Origin of the sequence: Acinetobacter sp. YH12144, from assembly GCF_013418345.1 — a bacterium.
In the GTDB taxonomy this organism is placed as follows: Bacteria; Pseudomonadota; Gammaproteobacteria; order Pseudomonadales; family Moraxellaceae; genus Acinetobacter; species Acinetobacter amyesii.
The window spans coordinates 1-16,832 of the sequence record NZ_VPCD01000026.1 but is presented as its reverse complement, the minus strand read 5'-3'; the positions used below and the strand labels follow the sequence as shown (position 1 = coordinate 16,832).

Annotated in this window: 14 protein-coding genes; 7 read left to right on the top strand and 7 right to left on the bottom strand. The window is 41.6% G+C overall.

Annotated features, from left to right (window positions below; translation table 11 throughout):
• The first annotated feature begins 73 nt into the window (after positions 1-73).
• On the top strand, positions 74-1,693 hold the full coding sequence (locus FTU79_RS14770; RefSeq protein WP_180051075.1) for an inorganic phosphate transporter: 1,620 nt from the start codon (positions 74-76) through the stop codon (positions 1,691-1,693).
• Positions 1,694-1,856: 163 nt separating this feature from the next.
• Here FTU79_RS14770 and FTU79_RS14765 read toward each other — a convergent pair whose 3' ends face one another.
• From FTU79_RS14765 to FTU79_RS14755, 3 genes are all read right to left on the bottom strand, one after another.
• Positions 1,857-3,407 carry a hypothetical protein gene (locus tag FTU79_RS14765; RefSeq protein WP_111884443.1) on the bottom strand — a complete coding sequence of 517 codons (1,551 nt, stop codon included), beginning with the start codon at positions 3,405-3,407 and terminating at the stop codon, positions 1,857-1,859.
• A gap of 205 nt (positions 3,408-3,612) precedes the next feature.
• Positions 3,613-3,792, bottom strand: coding sequence for a hypothetical protein (locus FTU79_RS14760; RefSeq protein WP_180051072.1), 180 nt, complete (start codon positions 3,790-3,792; stop codon positions 3,613-3,615).
• Between the two features lie 244 nt (positions 3,793-4,036).
• Positions 4,037-4,654 (bottom strand): rhomboid family intramembrane serine protease, encoded by a 618-nt coding sequence (locus FTU79_RS14755; protein ID WP_180051069.1) that lies wholly within the window; start codon positions 4,652-4,654, stop codon positions 4,037-4,039.
• 158 nt (positions 4,655-4,812) lie between these two features.
• Here FTU79_RS14755 and nfuA point away from each other — a divergent pair, with 158 nt between their 5' ends.
• Together nfuA and FTU79_RS14745 are read left to right on the top strand one after the other, a co-directional pair.
• Positions 4,813-5,451, top strand: coding sequence for a Fe-S biogenesis protein NfuA (gene nfuA, locus FTU79_RS14750; RefSeq protein ID WP_078189947.1), 639 nt, complete (start codon positions 4,813-4,815; stop codon positions 5,449-5,451).
• Between the two features lie 229 nt (positions 5,452-5,680).
• The gene (locus tag FTU79_RS14745) at positions 5,681-7,873 is read left to right on the top strand and encodes a TonB-dependent siderophore receptor (RefSeq protein ID WP_180051066.1); all 2,193 of its coding nucleotides are present in this window, start codon (positions 5,681-5,683) and stop codon (positions 7,871-7,873) included.
• Positions 7,874-7,909: 36 nt separating this feature from the next.
• Here FTU79_RS14745 and FTU79_RS14740 read toward each other — a convergent pair whose 3' ends face one another.
• Positions 7,910-8,917, bottom strand: a complete 1,008-nt coding sequence (locus tag FTU79_RS14740) for a hypothetical protein (protein WP_180024089.1) — start codon at positions 8,915-8,917, stop codon at positions 7,910-7,912.
• 46 nt (positions 8,918-8,963) lie between these two features.
• Complete coding sequence (locus FTU79_RS14735; protein ID WP_373685665.1) at positions 8,964-10,004, bottom strand: alpha/beta fold hydrolase; 1,041 nt, start codon at positions 10,002-10,004, stop codon at positions 8,964-8,966.
• 334 nt (positions 10,005-10,338) lie between these two features.
• On the opposite strand from FTU79_RS14735, the gene FTU79_RS14730 reads away from it, so the two are divergent.
• Positions 10,339-10,953 carry a carbonic anhydrase gene (locus FTU79_RS14730; protein WP_078189941.1) on the top strand — a complete coding sequence of 205 codons (615 nt, stop codon included), beginning with the start codon at positions 10,339-10,341 and terminating at the stop codon, positions 10,951-10,953.
• An 82-nt stretch (positions 10,954-11,035) separates the two neighbouring features.
• Here the strand turns inward: FTU79_RS14730 and FTU79_RS14725 are convergent, their stop codons facing one another.
• Positions 11,036-11,665, bottom strand: coding sequence for an arylesterase (locus tag FTU79_RS14725; protein WP_078193022.1), 630 nt, complete (start codon positions 11,663-11,665; stop codon positions 11,036-11,038).
• 11 nt (positions 11,666-11,676) lie between these two features.
• Between FTU79_RS14725 and FTU79_RS14720 the strand changes: the two genes are divergently transcribed.
• A complete protein-coding gene (locus tag FTU79_RS14720; RefSeq protein ID WP_111884437.1) occupies positions 11,677-12,408 on the top strand; it encodes an ABC transporter ATP-binding protein in 732 nt (243 codons plus the stop codon).
• Positions 12,405-14,906 (top strand): ABC transporter permease, encoded by a 2,502-nt coding sequence (locus FTU79_RS14715; protein ID WP_180051060.1) that lies wholly within the window; start codon positions 12,405-12,407, stop codon positions 14,904-14,906. Before FTU79_RS14720 ends, FTU79_RS14715 begins: the two co-directional genes overlap by 4 nt.
• Before the next feature lie 129 nt (positions 14,907-15,035).
• On the opposite strand, the gene FTU79_RS14710 is transcribed toward FTU79_RS14715, so the two are convergent.
• Entirely contained in the window at positions 15,036-15,860 is an 825-nt protein-coding gene (locus FTU79_RS14710; RefSeq protein ID WP_180051057.1) for a rhomboid family intramembrane serine protease, read from the bottom strand.
• A gap of 78 nt (positions 15,861-15,938) precedes the next feature.
• Here FTU79_RS14710 and mtgA point away from each other — a divergent pair, with 78 nt between their 5' ends.
• Positions 15,939-16,616: a monofunctional biosynthetic peptidoglycan transglycosylase gene (gene mtgA, locus FTU79_RS14705; RefSeq protein ID WP_078193019.1), complete on the top strand. Its 678-nt coding sequence runs from the start codon at positions 15,939-15,941 to the stop codon at positions 16,614-16,616.
• Positions 16,617-16,832 lie beyond the last annotated feature (216 nt).

The following is a 16,832-nucleotide window of genomic DNA, read 5'->3' as shown; positions in this document are numbered from 1 at the left end:
ACCGCTTTGTCATATAATTGTCATAATTAAATTGAACAATATGGGGATTTTAAAATCCTCTATTCCTGCCTGCATGAATTCTAAACAAACTCCCGTAGATTCAGCGCACACGTCGACTACTCAAAAGTCTACGAATGTTCATGTGCCTACACCGAAATTCTTTATGCCGGTATTTTTAACGGTGATTATTTCAACGTTGATTTATATTGGTTTTCAGGTGACTGCCGATTTAGCGCATGTTCCGCCTTTAAGTCTTTATTCAATGATTTTATTGGGCACAGCCTTATTCATCGCACTTGGCTTTGAATTTGTAAATGGTTTCCATGACACTGCAAACGCAGTGGCAACAGTGATTTATACCAACGCCTTGTCAGCACCAGTTGCGGTAATGTGGGCAGGTTTCTGTAACTTTCTGGGTGTAATGGTTGCCAGTGGTGCAGTCGCTTACGGCATTATTGCCTTATTACCTGTTGAATTGATTATGAATGTCGGTTCAGGTGCTGGTTTTGCCATGGTTTTCGCTATGTTGATCGCAGCGATTTTGTGGAATTTAGGGACTTGGTTCTTAGGCATCCCAGCGTCTAGTTCGCATACTTTGATTGGTTCTATTCTTGGCGTTGGCATCATGAACTACCTGTTAAATGCAGGCGGTGGTGCGAGCGGTGTAGATATGGAGCAGGTGCTTAAAGTCGGTAAGGCGTTATTGTTCTCGCCACTGATTGGTTTTGCATTTGCGGCTCTTGTTTTCTTGTTGGTGAAGCGTATTTTCCGCAAACAGCTTGAACTGTTTCAACCACCAGAAGGCAACAAGCCACCACCACCACTGATTCGTGCAATTTTGATCTTTACCTGTACAGGTGTAAGTTTTGCGCACGGTTCAAATGATGGTCAAAAAGGTATGGGTCTGATCATGCTGATCTTGATCGGATGTGTGCCATTGGCTTATTCATTGAATAAGAACTTAGATAATCAACATATTCAATCTTTCCATCAGTTATCAGCTCAAACTGCGACTGCGATCTACGCAGAGCATAATGATATTCCTGATGCACAAGCACGTGATGTACTCACTAAATACATTCAAACCAAAGAAGTCAGCCCAGAAGTTGTGCCAGCTTTGGCAAGTTTGACCGATCATCTAGGTGAGCGAGTTGCACAGTATGGCGACTTAAAAGATATTCCTGAACAAGAAGTATCTTCGATTCGTAATGACATGTACCTCAGTACCACTGCTTTTAAACGTCTAGATAAAGCTGAACAACTACCAGCAATGGCAGAAGCTGAACAAAAGACTGTGAAAGAATATCGTAGTCACTTAGATTCGTTCTTACAGTACATTCCAACATGGGTGAAAGTCGCTGTTGCATTGGCACTGGGTCTTGGAACCATGGTGGGTTGGAAACGTATTGTTGTGACTGTCGGTGAACGTATTGGTAAAAACCACATGACTTATGGTCAGGGTATGTCTGCCGAGCTTGTTGCTATGTCAACGATTGCTGCTGCGGATGGTTTTGGTATGCCAGTATCGACTACACACGTACTTAACTCTGCGGTTGCAGGTACCATGGTCGCGAATAAATCGGGTCTGAACTTTGCTACAGTGAAAACCATTCTATCGGCTTGGATCTTCACTTTACCTGCAACGATCTGTTTATCAGGCTGCTTGTACTGGTTATTCTTGAAAGTCTTCTAAGCAACTCAAATTCCAATATAAAAAAACGCTGCTTCGGCAGCGTTTTTTTATGGCTCTATCTCAGACATCACCGATTTGAATGTGATGACTGAGCTGAATTGGAACAATCAAACTAGCGAGTTGAAGCTTTGAAAAATTCAGTAATGATTTAAACTGATGGCAATTATGCTTTTTTAAACAGTCCCAATACTTTTTTCACGGGCAATTTCTCTTCAGCAAAACCATACAGCGCTGCAAAAGGTAAGGCAGTACGCGCCAAATAAGCCACACGCCACAAGCCACCATGGTTGGCACCATGCATCATGAGTTCTAATGGATGGTCTAGCGCTGTTTCAGGGTTAGCAACCGATTGAGGGTTTCTCAAGTCGTGAATCCATAAAGCCGCCATGAGTGCATTGGTGGTTTCAGGTTGAAAGGATTCAACATCAAATAAACTCGCACCATTAAATGCGGCTTTTAATAATGGATTCTTCGTCACTGAGCGAGTCGTGGTGGATGGCGCAATATTGATACTAACCCGCTGACCATTTTGACGTGCGACAGTTGCGCGCCATTGTTGAATACGTTTTGCAAGTGCGTAGTTAGGACCTTGTTCCACCACCAAACAGTCAGCGATACCATAGGATTTTCCATTGTCTGCTGTGGTGGTTTGCTCATTATTTTGCTTAAAGAAATGCTGACCTGTGACTTTGGCAATGCTTTGCGTCAAAAGCTTTTGTGCAGAAGCACGGTTTTGGAATTTGGCTTGCGCTGCCGTAACAATCTCTTCTGGCACCGCATAGACATCGGTCGGAGTACACATAAACATCAAGCTGGTGTCGGCTTTTTGCTGGCTGACATAGGCCATGATGCTGTCCATGGCCATTGCAACACGAACATGCTTTTCACCATCTAAATAGGCAATTGCAGCCAGATCTAGTTGATGTTCACTTTGTGCAAGCCATTGTGCAATTTCAGGAATGTGTGTCAGTAAATTGGCGCCCAATTTGTGTTTTAGTTCTTGAATGGGTGTGTCTTCATGCACAGCGTCGAGACTTGGTGCATATAAAGTGGCATTACCGGCCTGAACCGTGCTTAAGATTCGATCCCAAACACGTTCATTATTCAGGTCGATTGCCACAATATTGGCTTTCCATTTTGCTAACCACGTCAGAGGGCCAGCTTCGGAGGCAGCACCAAAAAGCACCATAGTCCGATCTGACAAATCGAACCATTCTGGGTGTGCAATGGCTTCACGTAATGCGTCGGCATGACTGGCTTCAATGATGCCAGCATCTTGCCATTTTTGAATCTGAGCCAGTAAAGCCTCACCTTGAAGTTTTTGACCATGATAGGGCACATACCACTCAGGCGCTGCGTCACTTTCACCTTTTAATTTCACGGTATGCAGCGGATGTGCAGTCAAAGCTACTGCATCTTTGAGCGTATACTTTTCTTGATTACGATAAAACTCAAAGACGTGATGCGCTTTATTTAAACCTTGCTCAGCAATGTTGATCGCAGCTTCAGATGATTGAATTCCTTGTTCAACCAAGGCTTTAAAATATTCAGGATATTTTTTACGCCAGTTTTTTTCTTGTTTTGCACGTACAGAAGAGTGATGGTCAACTGCAGCTAAGGCTTCCGCGATAATTTCACGACCAGTTTTAGATGTACTCGGCTTTTGGTTTGAAGCCGAAATGGGAAATTGAAGACCTTCAGTTGAACTCGACATGCAAAATATCTCAGCTAATTTTGTCATTAGTATACAGATGTATACATTATCTATGCCAAATTAAAAAATAGGGTGGCATAAAGTGCCAGATTTATATGATTTGTCATGTGCTTTTGTGAACTTTCGTAGAATATACAGCGTCAATTTTTATTGCCGGAATTGAAAAAGCATTCGTTTTGAAGGCTGAAAAGAAGAGGGCATTAAATCAATAACGGCCTTTTTTAGCCTGTCCGGGCGGGCAAAAGTTGCCATGGCGATCTGGATAATTATAAGGATAGTGATTACGATCTGGGTTGACCACGATACTGCCTTCACGGGTGTGAACAGCACAAGCACTCAACACGCAGGTCAACAGCAAACTTGAGAACATCAGGACTATTTTCATTGGAATTTTCCCTTTTTTATTCTGTGTCATTTCAGTTTAAATTAGGGCAAGGATAGATAGCGTTTCAATCTGCTGTGAAATTGTATAGCTCGATATTCAAAGTGCGGTGTTGTAGATGTGGAAAATTGGCTAAAGAAAAAATTAAAGGACATTTCGGTTTAACGCAGCACAATAAAAAGCCTAAACTGAAACGGTTTAGGCTGTCATTTTCAGGTTAAATCCAGCTGATTTTTTAGACTTAACGTTAGAAAGGAACGTTTAATAACTGACTTAAGAAATGTGGAATGAGTTTCGGTTCAAGAATAATCGTCATGATTACACCATACGCTGCGCCCCATAAGTGCGCGCTGTGGTTAATATTGCTGTTGCCACGTTTACCTGACCAGATACTGTAAGCCACATACAGCACGGCAAAAATAATCGCAGGAACAGGAATAAAGAATACAAAAATCAGTTTCCACGGTTCAAACAAGATATAAGCAAAGAGTACTGCAGATACTGCCCCAGAAGCCCCTAAACTTGCCCAATGGGTATCATGCTTATGTTTTAAATAACTCGGAATAATCGCAGCGATCAAACCGCCTAAATAAAACAATACAAAGCCCATGTCGAAGAAATATTGGCGATAAAAACTTTCAATCACGCTACCAAAGAAAAATAAGGTAATCATGTTGAACAATAGGTGCGCGCCATCTGCATGAATAAAGCCATGGCTAATAAATCGGTCATACTCGCCACGACTGAGGGCCGGTGGCCAAAATAACAATCGATTCATCACTTTCTGATTTGAAAATGCAATCAGTGAAATCACCACCGTAATCAGGATAAGGGTCACGGTGTGGTTAAAGGGTAGACCCAACATATATGACTATTCTACTTGTTAAAATTTATGCTCAATAATGCCATTAAATCTGCCTAAAGCGTGAACTTTCAGAATAAATCCGACAATTTTAGTTGATTTTTTTCTAATGCCCCGCATCTTAAGTTAAAATAGCGACTTCAGCTTGAGGAAATATTGTAATGTCGACTGAGAACAACAGCACAGCAGTTGCTGAAGAAATTCCAAACCTATTGATCACTCCAAATGCCCAAGAGTATTTGAAAGATCTTTTGGATAAACAAAATACACCGGGCATTGGTGTACGTGTTTTTGTGGAAAATCCGGGTACGCCACGTGCTGAATGTTGTATGGCTTACAGTGCACCAGAAGAAGTTGTGCCTACAGACTATAAACAAGACTATCCAGATTTCCCTGCATTTATTGACACACCGTCTATTCCATATCTTTTGGATGCGGTGATTGACTATAACAAAGACCGTTTTGGTGGTCAGTTAACATTCCGTGCACCAAACTCAAAAGTGCCACGTGTGGGTCCAGATGCCTCTGTAGAAGAGCGTATCACTTATGTTCTACAGTCAGAAATTAACCCTGGCCTTGCAGGTCATGGTGGTAACTGTGCACTGGTAGAAGTGGTTGAAGATGCAGAACATGGTTTAACTGCAGTGCTTAAATTCGGTGGTGGTTGTCAAGGTTGTTCTTCAATCGATTTAACCTTGAAACAAGGTGTTGAAACAACATTGAAGCAGCATGTACCTGAGTTAATGCGTGTTGTTGACCAAACGGATCACAGTAATACTGAAGGTGCTTATTTCAAATAAGTTCAGTATTTTTATAAAAAGCCGCAACCTTGCGGCTTTTTTATTGTCTAAATCAAAAAAACGAAGATTTTTAGATATTTCTAGGGTTTTTACATCAAAATGATAAGCGATATCACAAATATAAATGAGAATGATTATTAAAATTAATTGCAATATTGTTTGTGGTGGTTACAATGTGCAACACATTATTCTAGATTTCTCCATAAATACGTTTATTTGGAAGCACTCAATGACCAAACAACTATTAAAATCAACGCTTACACTTTCAGTTCTTAGCGCAATGGTAAGCCTCAGCCATGCGAATGAAGCAGCAGAAGCAGTCGATGAATCTGCAGTTAAAATGGAAACTATTGTTGTTACTGCAGCAGAACAAGTTAAACAATCATTAGGTGCTTCAAAAATTACGGCAGAAGATTTAGAAAAAATGCCGGTTGTGAATGATATTTCAGAGTATGTGCGCCGTATGCCGGGTGTGAATTTGACTGGTAACAGTGCCACAGGCCAACGTGGTAATAACCGTCAGATTGATATCCGTGGTATGGGGCCTGAAAACACGTTGATCTTAATTGATGGCAAGCCAGTAAATTCGAGAAACTCAGTACGTTATGGCTGGCGCGGTGAGCGTGATACACGTGGTGATTCGAACTGGGTACCTGCAGATGCTATTGAATCAATTGAAGTGCTGCGTGGTCCAGCTGCAGCGCGTTATGGTTCAGGTGCGATGGGTGGTGTGGTCAATATTAAAACCAAGAAAGTGACCAACGACGTGCATGGCTCTGTGGAGGTTTTTACCAATCAGCCTGAAGATGCTAAAGAGGGCGCAAGTCACCGTGAAAGCTTTAACTTAAGCGGCCCAATTCTCAAAGATGTCCTTTCATATCGTTTCTACGGTAGTTATAACAAAACCGATTCAGATGCTGCGGATATTAATGCCTTAATGGACAATGGCGCGCGTATGGCGGGTCGAGAAGGCGTAGAGAATAAAGATATTGCTGGGCGCTTGGCTTGGCAGTTGAATGATCAACAAGTCTTGATGTTTGATGCAAGTGTTGGCCGCCAAGGCAACCGTTTTGCAGGCGACAGTCAAAACAGTGTATTTGATCCAGCCGATCCAAACAAAGCACCAATTTTATCGGCTTTAATCGGTGAAGAAACCAATACCATTTATCGTGATAGTTTTGCATTAACTCATGAAGGTACTTGGGGTTGGGGTGACAGTAAACTCATAGCGCAATATGACAAAACCAAAAATAAGCGCTTACCTGAAGGTACAGGCGGTAGTACAGAGGGTCAGATTAATAATCTCGAGAATAAACAAACGTCACATCTAGAAACCATTCGCTTTAATGCAGAAGCCAATCTGCCGTTCCAATGGTATGTCCCACAAGTATTAACTTTAGGCGCTGAGTGGGTCGAAGATGACTTTACCGATACGGTTAATACACAAGCTGGCGCAGGCGGTTTTGGTGATGCGCTGACTTCAGGTGACCGTTCACAAATGGATTCACGGATTGCGTCGGCCTATATTGAAAATAATATGAATTTGGGCGAAAGCACCGATGTTGTTTTGGCACTGCGTTATGATAATCATAGTAAATCGGGAGATAGCTGGAGTCCAAGTCTCAATATTACGCAAAAACTTGGTGACTATTGGACACTAAAAGGTGGTGTAGCTAAGGCGTATAAAGCACCTAATATGTACCAAAATGCGGAAGGTTATCTGTTAAGCACTCGCGGTAATGGCTGTCCGATTGGGCTGAGCCAATGTCTATTACAAGGTAATGGCGATCTCAAACCTGAAACTTCAGTGAATAAAGAATTAGGTGTACAGTTTGAAAAAGACATCGTAAATGCAAGCTTTGCATGGTTCCGTAATGATTATAAAAATAAGATCGTTGCAGGGGATACACGTCTAGAAGAACTAGAAGTAAATGGAACAACATATAATGTACTGCGTTGGATGAATACGCCTGAAGCCTTGGTAGAAGGTGTTGAAGGAAGTATTTCTTTGGATTGGGGTGATATCACGTGGACCAATAACGTCACCTATATGATCAACTCTGAAGATAAACGTACAGGCAACCCGCTTTCAGTGATTCCGAATTACACACTAAACTCTATTTTGAACTACAACATCACGGATCGATTAGACAGTAACTTTGTCTATACCCAATATGGACGTCAAAAACCACGTCAATATGCAGAAACCAGTCTTGAAAGCAAAGATGGCTTGGCGATGGATAGCGTGAAAAGTTATGGCATTGCAGGCATTAACTTTGGTTATAAATTTAATGCGGCTTTAAGTGCTCGTATCGGTGTGAATAACCTATTTGATGAGCAAAAACTGCGTGATAAAACGGTCAACCAAACATATAACGAGCCGGGTCGAGCTTATTATGAAAGTTTGAAATACCAGTTCTAAGTATGTCCAAAAAAAAGCCGCTTAACGCGGCTTTTTTTATGTTGGGATATTTAAAATTTTCAGTGCTTCACTTGAGTAGTAGAATTGTTCTAAATAGAGACGTGAACGCTCACGCAAATAACCCGACTCAATCATTTGTTGAACGATTGGATTGAGTAAGTTTTGAAGTTCATGCTGAATTAACGCTTCATCAATATTTAAATCACGTAGCAATAAATCAAAAGGGCGTTCTGCATTACGCACGTACCAAGCGTATACGCCATCATGCACTTGCTGTTTCATATACTCGGACTGTCGCATAAAGTCCCAAATTTCATGACCCATGGCAACCGTTTGCGGCAAGTCCTGAACTTCAACATAGTTCTTTAATACCGAAACTGGCAGCGCTTTAATTTTATGCCACAAATTGGCTTGAAAATGGTACAGCTTATGATCATCAAAGTGCTGATTTAACACGGTTTCACTCATTTGACTGAGTTTTAAAATATTCTTTTGCAAGTATTTGCTGACCGCATTATCTAAATTGGTATCTGTGACATTTTCCAGTACCGATTTCCCCATTTTCATAAATCGTGAAACACCGGGTACCGATTTTGCAATCACCGAATTATCTAAATAATCTTGTATCGCATGTTGAATCAATTGACTGATCATGGCTGAAAATGCAGGATTGTTGACCATGGTATGAATTAAACGCTGACGATGTCCTTGTTTACTGGCCACATACTGTGCAATTTTATCGATGGTCAACACAGGAATGATTTCGGCAATCGTGGTGCTGTCATTTGCAGGATGAATCAGTGCAAATTTGATATGTTCAGCAATTTGCTCAATCAGAAATTGACTTGCAGGGGTATTTAAAATTTGTTTTTGCAACAAAGCATTGATTTGATCAAAACTCCAAATCTGCTGCAAAGATTGTTTACGAAACCATTGATAAAAGTGGGTGAATTCAGTGGCTACGGTATCATTGTGTGAAAAGCTCTGATCTAAAAAGTTCAGTTGAGCGTCAATCAACTGCTCAATCATCGGATTTTTCTGCATACTTTCCCTGAAGTCCCAGTCATGGGTATCTAAAAATGGCGAATGCTCAGTTTAACTGAATCAGTTTATCTACCAAAGGGTTTTTAAACTTTTGACTTTTCGCAAGGAAAGGCAAGTAATGCTCTGCAACTTGTTGTTCAGCTTCTAAGATTGGCATATGACCGACGTTATTTAAAATCACTGGGGTTTCTGCACGTTTCAGTAAAGACTTGAGTTCGCCAGCCACTTCCACATTAAAGATTTTATCTTGTTTGCCCCAAAGGATCAGGGTTGGGGCTTCTACTGTTCGTGTTAAACGAGCAAAAGTTTCAGGGGTGTAGATTCGATTGAGCGTGACGACTTGATCGATCATTTTACTGGTGAAGGGCGCACGCGCAATTAAGATATTCTCCTGCGCTTCTTTAAGCTGTGTCGGAACATTGGGCGGATTTTGCATGAGTTTATGCATGACATCATCTAAATCCCCCGGTTTTGAAACGATTAAATTTTTAAGTTTATACGGGTCGCGGGTGTAACTGGTATTGGCCTGTTTATAAATGCCCGCGCTGTTGAGTAAAAATAAACTTTGGGTATCAAAAGGATATTGAGAGGCATATACCGTGGCAATGGAACCACCCAATGAGTGACCTGCAACATTCAGTTTATCTTCAATATCTATTTTAAGGACAAACTGGCGTAGTTGTTCCGTGACATTCGGCACTGAGACATCAAAATCGACCGGCACATGTGTATCGCCATTGGCCGGAAGGTCAGGGATGATCACGTGATAGTTCGGTGTTAAATAATGCGCAACACGATTCCAATTATCACGTGTGCCGCCTAAACCATGAATCAGCAAGATGGTAGGTTTAGAGCGTTGACCGCCTTCGCTATAACTCCAATTCACATTCCCGACTTGAACACTGTGTGTGACTAAACCAGCCGCTTTACGTTCTTGGCTCAAATAATTTTGCACGATAGAGGGTACGGCAAAGTTTTTGCTGATGGGAGACGGATTTGCAGCCAAAGTGTGGTTGGCAGTAAACGTCATACAGCAAATTGTTGCTAGCTTGAAAAAGCCAAAAACGCGTGAATGATGTCCTTTCATTGACGTTTACCCCAGTTAAATCGAATCGATATATTTTTTAGATCATTTATATGACTATTATCAGAATAGGCTGAAATAGCAAAAGCGTATATTTATGAAATATATTGTAAATTAAAAATGACCTTTGTCATCCATTGCTTTTTTGACGTGGTTAAACTTGCGTTTTAATAATGTGAACCATTACAGAAAAAATATTTTTTTTTGATGAATGTAGACTAGCATTTTCTATCAAGTAGCATCGTCTTATAAAAAATTCATAGCAATTGTTTTTGCAAGTGACAATCGATTCGACTGGGATTAAAATATTGCAACTTCGGATAAGGGTAATTAGAACATGCTAGCAGCAGCAGAAGCTTTAGATCGTTTAAAGAAAGGGAATCAACGTTTTGTAAACGGTGAAACGAATCACCCGAAGCTTTTGACGCATCAACAACGTGCTGAAATGGCCGAAAGCCAAGAACCTTTTGCGATTATTTTAGGGTGTTCAGACTCACGTGTTCCTGCTGAAATGGTATTTGACCAAGGCTTAGGCGATTTATTCGTGATTCGTGTTGCAGGTAATATTGTGGCACCGTCTCAAGTCGGTAGCGTGGAATTTGCAGCAGAAAGCTTCGGTTGTCCTGTGGTCATTGTATTGGGTCATACACACTGTGGCGCGATTCATTCTACGATTGAAGCTTTAACTAATCCTGCGACACCACCATCAGCAAACTTGATGTCGATTGTGAACCGCGTTCGTCCATCTGTAGAAATACTCATGCAAACTGAATTGAAAGATGACCTTGAAAAACTTTCAATGCATGCAGTACGTTCAAACGTTTTTGCATCAGTGAATCAACTTCGTCATGGTTCAGCAGTCCTCGAAAACTTAATTGCGCAAGGCAAATTAAAAGTGGTGGGCGCTGAGTATTCACTCGAAACGGGTGAAGTAAGCTTCTACGATTTCTAAGCAAATTACAGTAAAGACAAGATATTAAAAAAGGCGCTCAAATGAAGCGCCTTTTTTATGAACCGATTTTCACCAACTAAATTTATAAACTTGCTTTGATCAATGGATAAGCATTGTTCAGCAAAATTGTTTGCGCTTTGGCATTCGGGTGGATCTGATCTTGTTGCATTAAGTTTTTATGTCCCGCAACCCCTTGCATAAAGAAAGGCAATAATTTGACTTTGTACTGTTGGCTCAACACTTGATAGTTATTTTCAAAAGCTTGGCTATATGCCTTGCCATAATTCGGTGGAATTTTCATTCCAAATAAAATGACTTTCGATTTGGCCTGTTGGCTTTTTTGAATCAGCTGCGCTAAATTTTTTTGAATTTGTGCAGGGGGCTGTCCGCGTAAACCATCATTACCACCTAACTCAATCACCACAAGGTCTGGACGATGAGTTTGCAACAGTTTAGGCAGTCGTGCCAAAGCACCACTGGTGGTTTCACCGCTGACACTTGCATTGACCACTTTATGTTGTTTCGGATACTGTTGGTCTAGACGTTTTTGTAATAAGTGGACCCAACCTTGCTGCACTGAAACACCATAACCTGCACTTAAGCTATCGCCCAAAATCATGATGGTTTTGGCAGAGAGCAGCATCGGGCAGAACATCAGTGCAATAGCCAGCAAGTAACTCAATAGACGATTATTTTGAATGCGATTTTGCATATAGGGAAGATATGACCCAACTCACGACAGATGTTGACATCATGCCACAGGCGATTATTTCTGCACAGCAATTGACACAAAAGATACAACTTCCACAAAAACAGTTATCGATCTTTGAACAACTCGATCTTGAAATCTTTGCAGGGGAACAAGTTGCGATTACTGGTCGTTCTGGTTCAGGTAAATCCACCTTGTTGGGTATTTTGGCAACACTAGATCAGGCCAGTTCGGGACAATTACGGGTCTGTGGTCAAGATATTCATTTATTAAATGAAGAACAGCGTGCTCAAGTCCGTTTGGCTCATATTGGATTTGTCTTTCAGTCTTTCCAGTTGTTGCCACATTTAACGGCTCTGGAAAATGTCATGCTGCCGCTACGGCTACAAGCAAATTTTCAGGTCAAAGCCGCAGAAGAAAAAGCATTAAAACTGTTAGCAAAGGTCGGACTAGAACGACAAGCGCATCAAGCTCCCAAAGTTTTATCCGGTGGTGAGCAGCAACGGGTTGCGATTGCCCGTGCTTTGGTGAGTGAACCCGATCTGATCTTTGCAGATGAACCAACAGGTAATTTAGACAGTGCAACGGCACAGGAAATTGAACAACTGTTATTTCAGTTAAATCGTGAAATGGGAACCACTTTGGTATTGGTGACGCATGATGCCGATTTGGCCCGTCAATGTCAGCGCCATTTTGAATTGGTCAATGGACAATTGATTGAGCATCGAACAGGAGATGCTGCATGAATCTTTTGGCACTGTTTCGACCACTCTTACAGCTGAGTTTTAAAACCACGGGTGTGTATTTATTATTGATCGCACTAACCTTGGCGATCAGTGCCACCACGGCTTTAAAGTTTAGTAATGTACAAATTCAAAATGCTGTAGCGCTACAAGCTGCTGAAATGTTGGCAGCAGATTTGGTGCTGACAGCCAATGAACCAATTCCACAAGAGTGGCGACAACAAGCCAAAGCACAGCAATTAAAACAATCGAATGTCACGCTATTTAGCAGCATGGCGCACACTGATCAGCAATTTGTCATGGTCAATGTCAAAGCCGTTGATGCTGCATTTCCATTACGAGGTGAACTTGAAACAGAACCGAAACTAAACCGGTCCATACAAGCAGGTGAGGTCTGGTTAAGTCCTCGTGCCATGGATTTATTGGGTGTAAAGGTTGGAGATCAGATTAATATTGCCGATGCTGCTTTTCAAGTCAGTGCCAAAATCATTCATGATACCAATCAAGAGCTTGGCTTCAGTGGTTTTTCACCGACGGTTATGATTGCGCAATCTGAGGTGGCGAGAACCAATGCTATCCAAGTCGGGAGTCGGATTGAATATCGCCTGTTAATGGCAGGAGATGCACAAAATACCCAGCGCTTTGAAAAACTGTATAAGCAGAAATTTGGCGATCAAACAGAAAGTGGTGCTGCCAATTCAGATCAAGCGCAGGTTCAGGATGCGGCTCAAAGCAGTTTGAAATTGAGAAATGCCAGTGAAGGCAATACTCGCTTGATGAAGCCGATTGCCAACCTAGAAACGTTTTTACAACTGGCCAATATTTTAACCATCCTACTTTGTGGCATCGCCATCGCATTAACCAGTCAGCGCTATGTCCAACAAAATCAGGATGCCATTGCACTGATGCGCTGTATTGGATCGACCAAACAGCAAATATTAAGTGCTTATCTGGCTTTACTGTTGGTTGTACTCGGGCTTTCAATCCTGTTTGGAAGTATGATTGGTCTGGGATTGGGCTATGGCTTATTGCAACTCATGCTACAGCTGATTCCTAATTTACAATTAGAGTTTTCAGCCCTGTCTATGCTACTTGGTCCGCTTCCAATTGCAATATTCACCAGTGCGATTGTGTTATTAGGATTTGTTCTTCCAAGTCTTTGGCAATTATTAGGGACGCCGCCAGCACGGGTGATACGACAACAAGAGCGTTCTGTACGTTCCATGCTTTGGATGCTCAGTTTCGGCACACTCAGTTTGGTGGTGTTTTGTGTGGTATTAACTGAAAATTTACAACTCACCCTGTGGCTGATTTGCGCCATCATCTTCCTATGTATCGGCCTATATATGATGGTCTGGCTCAGTTTAAAGGCCTTGAAAAGTTGGGGGACGAAAATCTCAGCGTATATACGCACACCGTATCAAACGGCATTTCAAATTACCGCATTAGCATTGGGGCTAAGTCTGATCACGGTTCTAGCGGTATTACGTACAGATTTGCTGGAACGTTGGCAACAACAATTGCCACAAGGAACACCTAACCAATTTGTCTATGGATTACCGCCATTTGAGTTACAGGATTTTAATCAACAACTCAAGCTGCATGGTTGGCAAGGGACGCCGATGTACCCGAATATTCGTGGGCGTTTAGTTGCCAAAAATGATCTCCCTTTTTCGGATGCCTTAATTAAAAGCAATAATTCATTACGCCGTGAATTAAATCTTACGCAGGCTGCAACTTTTCCGAAAGATAATCAAATCATCGCGGGCAGTCAGCAATTTCAACAGGTTAACGAAGTATCGGTAGAGGTGAAAACCGCACAAGAACTGGGTATTCAAATTGGAGATCGACTGAGTTTTAGCCTTCCTGAAGGGATTTTACAAGCCAAGGTGATCAACCTTCGCAGTGTGGAGTGGGAAAGCTTTAGTCCAAACTTCTTCTTTATTTTTTCTCCCCAAACCATGGATGAAAATGCTGGCAGTTACTTGGGGAGTTTCTATGTTCCACCACAAGATAAAAATCAGTTAATTGATCTAATTCAGCAGTTTTCGAATACCGTGTTTATTGATGTCAGTCTGATTTTGGATGAGATCAAACGCATCGTCAGCGTATTGGTTCAGATTATTACCATCTTGGCGCTGTTGGTCAGTATTTCAGGCATTTTGGTCTTGGTTGCATGTTTGAATTTATTTATGGATGAACGTAAAAAAGAAGTGGCATTACTGCGTTCCTTCGGCAGTTCCAAGCAAAAGTTAAAGTCGATGCTCAGTTTGGAAGTCGGTTTGATGGGGCTAATTTCAGGTGTCGTGGCGTGTATTTTTGCCGAAGTAATCAGTGCGATTGTCAGTTATAAAATGGAATTGGTCATCCAGCTACATGCAGAAATTTGGTTGATCCTCCCACTGGTCATGACCTTAGTCTGTACATTGATCGGACGTTATCGCTTAAGTTATCTTTGCGACATCCCACCCTTAGAAAGTTTGCGTGAACTGAATAGTTAAGGGGGGAGATGGTTAACAGCCGAGCAAGTTAAGAGTGGAGCAGGAACCCAGTGCGCAGTTCAGGTTTAGACATGATTTGACGTGTTTTCAACATGTCTGTGTTGATAGCCACAGGGTTCATTCCACTGTTTAACGTGCTGCGAGAGATTGCTTCATCAGCAGGATAAAGTGTTCCCAAAGCGGTAATATCGGTTGGATTAATTGTTGGCAATGTAGATAAAACAGATAGCATCCGACAACTGCGGCGATTAGACCGATGATTTGAATGATTAGGGATTGATGTAATTTTTGTCCTAGATACCAAATAAAAGCCAATGCAGCACCCATCAACATGCCGCCAATATGCGCGGCATTATTAATTCCACTAATCATAAAGCCCATCGCGAGGTTAATTCCCATCACCATTAATAAAGTTTTTTTATCCAGATAAAATTGTTGTTTAGGTAACATGGGGAGCAGCGAAATAATCGTCAACGCGGCACCCAGTCCCATCACTGCACCCGATGCGCCTGCACCAATACTCGGGAAAAGCTGCTGATTGGCTGCACCTTCGGCCAATAATGCATAGCTATCTTGAATGGTTAAATACCCACTCAACAAACTTCCCATCAGTCCGGCTAAAACATACAGGCCGAGGAAGTAGAAACGACCTAACATTTGCTCGGCAACACTGCCAAAAATATACAAAGCCCACATATTCAACATCAGGTGAATCAGGCCAAAATGAAAAAACATACTGCTGAATAAGCGGATGGGTTCCTCTAAAAAGGTTAAAGGTGCATAATCAGCACCCCAACGCAAAGCATCCAGTGTGTCGGGTTGGCTTACGTTCATTCCATGCAACACTTGCCAGCCAAAGAGTCCAACATTGATGGTAATTAAGAGTGCTGTGATCCACCACAGTTGGATTTGCAGCTTACGGGTTGATACAGCAGGAGGGCTGAGTTCAGACATGCTATTCTTGTACTGTGTCAAAATATTTAAAAATAAGCTTAACATGAAAAAACAGAATTTCTGGAGTAACACACTGACATGAAAGCCTTTATTGTTCGTACATTGTTAATTCTTGTCAGTCTTGTGCTTTTGGTGCAGCTTTGGATCTTTGGTAGTCTGGTGTGGTGGCGTACACATCCTGTGGAATCGACAATGATGATGCGATTAGATTATTGGTCTGAGCCCTCCAAACCGATTAAACACGAATGGCGTGATTACGACCAAATCAGTGATTATGTCAAACATGCAGTTGTTGCCGCGGAAGATGGCAAGTTTTTACAACACAAAGGTTTTGATTGGGAGGGTATGCAAAATGCCTTAGAGCGCAATAAAGATAAAGGCAAAGTGGTTGCAGGTGGATCTACCATTTCTCAGCAATTGGCAAAAAACTTATTTTTATATAATAAGCGTTCATTTATCCGAAAAGGGCAGGAAGCTGTTGCAACATGGATGATGGAACGCATGTGGACGAAGCAACGCATTTTAGAGGTATATCTCAACTCGGTTGAGTTTGGGGATAACATCTATGGCGTCGAAGCTGCAACACAGCACTATTTTGGTAAAAGTTCACGGAGTTTGAGCCGAGAGCAAGCGGCATTTATTGCGGCTATTTTACCCAATCCAAAATATTATGATGAAAATCGACAAGATCGTAAGCTAAATTATCGTAAGCGCATGATCCAAAAATATATGCGTTATAGCCATATCCCAGATTAAGAACGATCTAAACACTCGTCAAATGGCATGGCAGCGATTTGAATTACAACAAAAAGCTCATATTAATGGGCTTTTTTTATGAAATTGTCCTCTGTACACGACAAATTTCACAGAACCCTTATCCTATCAGGATTCTGCTTTCTTAAAATTGCCAAAATTTCCTTAAACTCTTCTTTTTTCCCAAAACCAATTAAACGCTGAATCGCCATTTGAACA

What these genes read in the sequence shown, in the direction of transcription:
- FTU79_RS14745 (WP_180051066.1), top strand. Translation starts at nt 5,681, where the DNA reads ATGACCAAACAACTATTAAAATCAACGCTTACACTTTCAGTTCTTAGC.
- nfuA (WP_078189947.1), top strand. Translation starts at nt 4,813, where the DNA reads ATGTCGACTGAGAACAACAGCACAGCAGTTGCTGAAGAAATTCCAAAC.
- mtgA (WP_078193019.1), top strand. Translation starts at nt 15,939, where the DNA reads ATGAAAGCCTTTATTGTTCGTACATTGTTAATTCTTGTCAGTCTTGTG.
- FTU79_RS14720 (WP_111884437.1), top strand. Translation starts at nt 11,677, where the DNA reads ATGACCCAACTCACGACAGATGTTGACATCATGCCACAGGCGATTATT.
- FTU79_RS14715 (WP_180051060.1), top strand. Translation starts at nt 12,405, where the DNA reads ATGAATCTTTTGGCACTGTTTCGACCACTCTTACAGCTGAGTTTTAAA.
- FTU79_RS14770 (WP_180051075.1), top strand. Translation starts at nt 74, where the DNA reads ATGAATTCTAAACAAACTCCCGTAGATTCAGCGCACACGTCGACTACT.
- FTU79_RS14755 (WP_180051069.1), bottom strand. Translation starts at nt 4,654, where the DNA reads ATGTTGGGTCTACCCTTTAACCACACCGTGACCCTTATCCTGATTACG.
- FTU79_RS14765 (WP_111884443.1), bottom strand. Translation starts at nt 3,407, where the DNA reads ATGTCGAGTTCAACTGAAGGTCTTCAATTTCCCATTTCGGCTTCAAAC.
- FTU79_RS14730 (WP_078189941.1), top strand. Translation starts at nt 10,339, where the DNA reads ATGCTAGCAGCAGCAGAAGCTTTAGATCGTTTAAAGAAAGGGAATCAA.
- FTU79_RS14735 (WP_373685665.1), bottom strand. Translation starts at nt 10,004, where the DNA reads ATGAAAGGACATCATTCACGCGTTTTTGGCTTTTTCAAGCTAGCAACA.
- FTU79_RS14710 (WP_180051057.1), bottom strand. Translation starts at nt 15,860, where the DNA reads ATGTCTGAACTCAGCCCTCCTGCTGTATCAACCCGTAAGCTGCAAATC.
- FTU79_RS14725 (WP_078193022.1), bottom strand. Translation starts at nt 11,665, where the DNA reads ATGCAAAATCGCATTCAAAATAATCGTCTATTGAGTTACTTGCTGGCT.
- FTU79_RS14740 (WP_180024089.1), bottom strand. Translation starts at nt 8,917, where the DNA reads ATGCAGAAAAATCCGATGATTGAGCAGTTGATTGACGCTCAACTGAAC.
- FTU79_RS14760 (WP_180051072.1), bottom strand. Translation starts at nt 3,792, where the DNA reads ATGAAAATAGTCCTGATGTTCTCAAGTTTGCTGTTGACCTGCGTGTTG.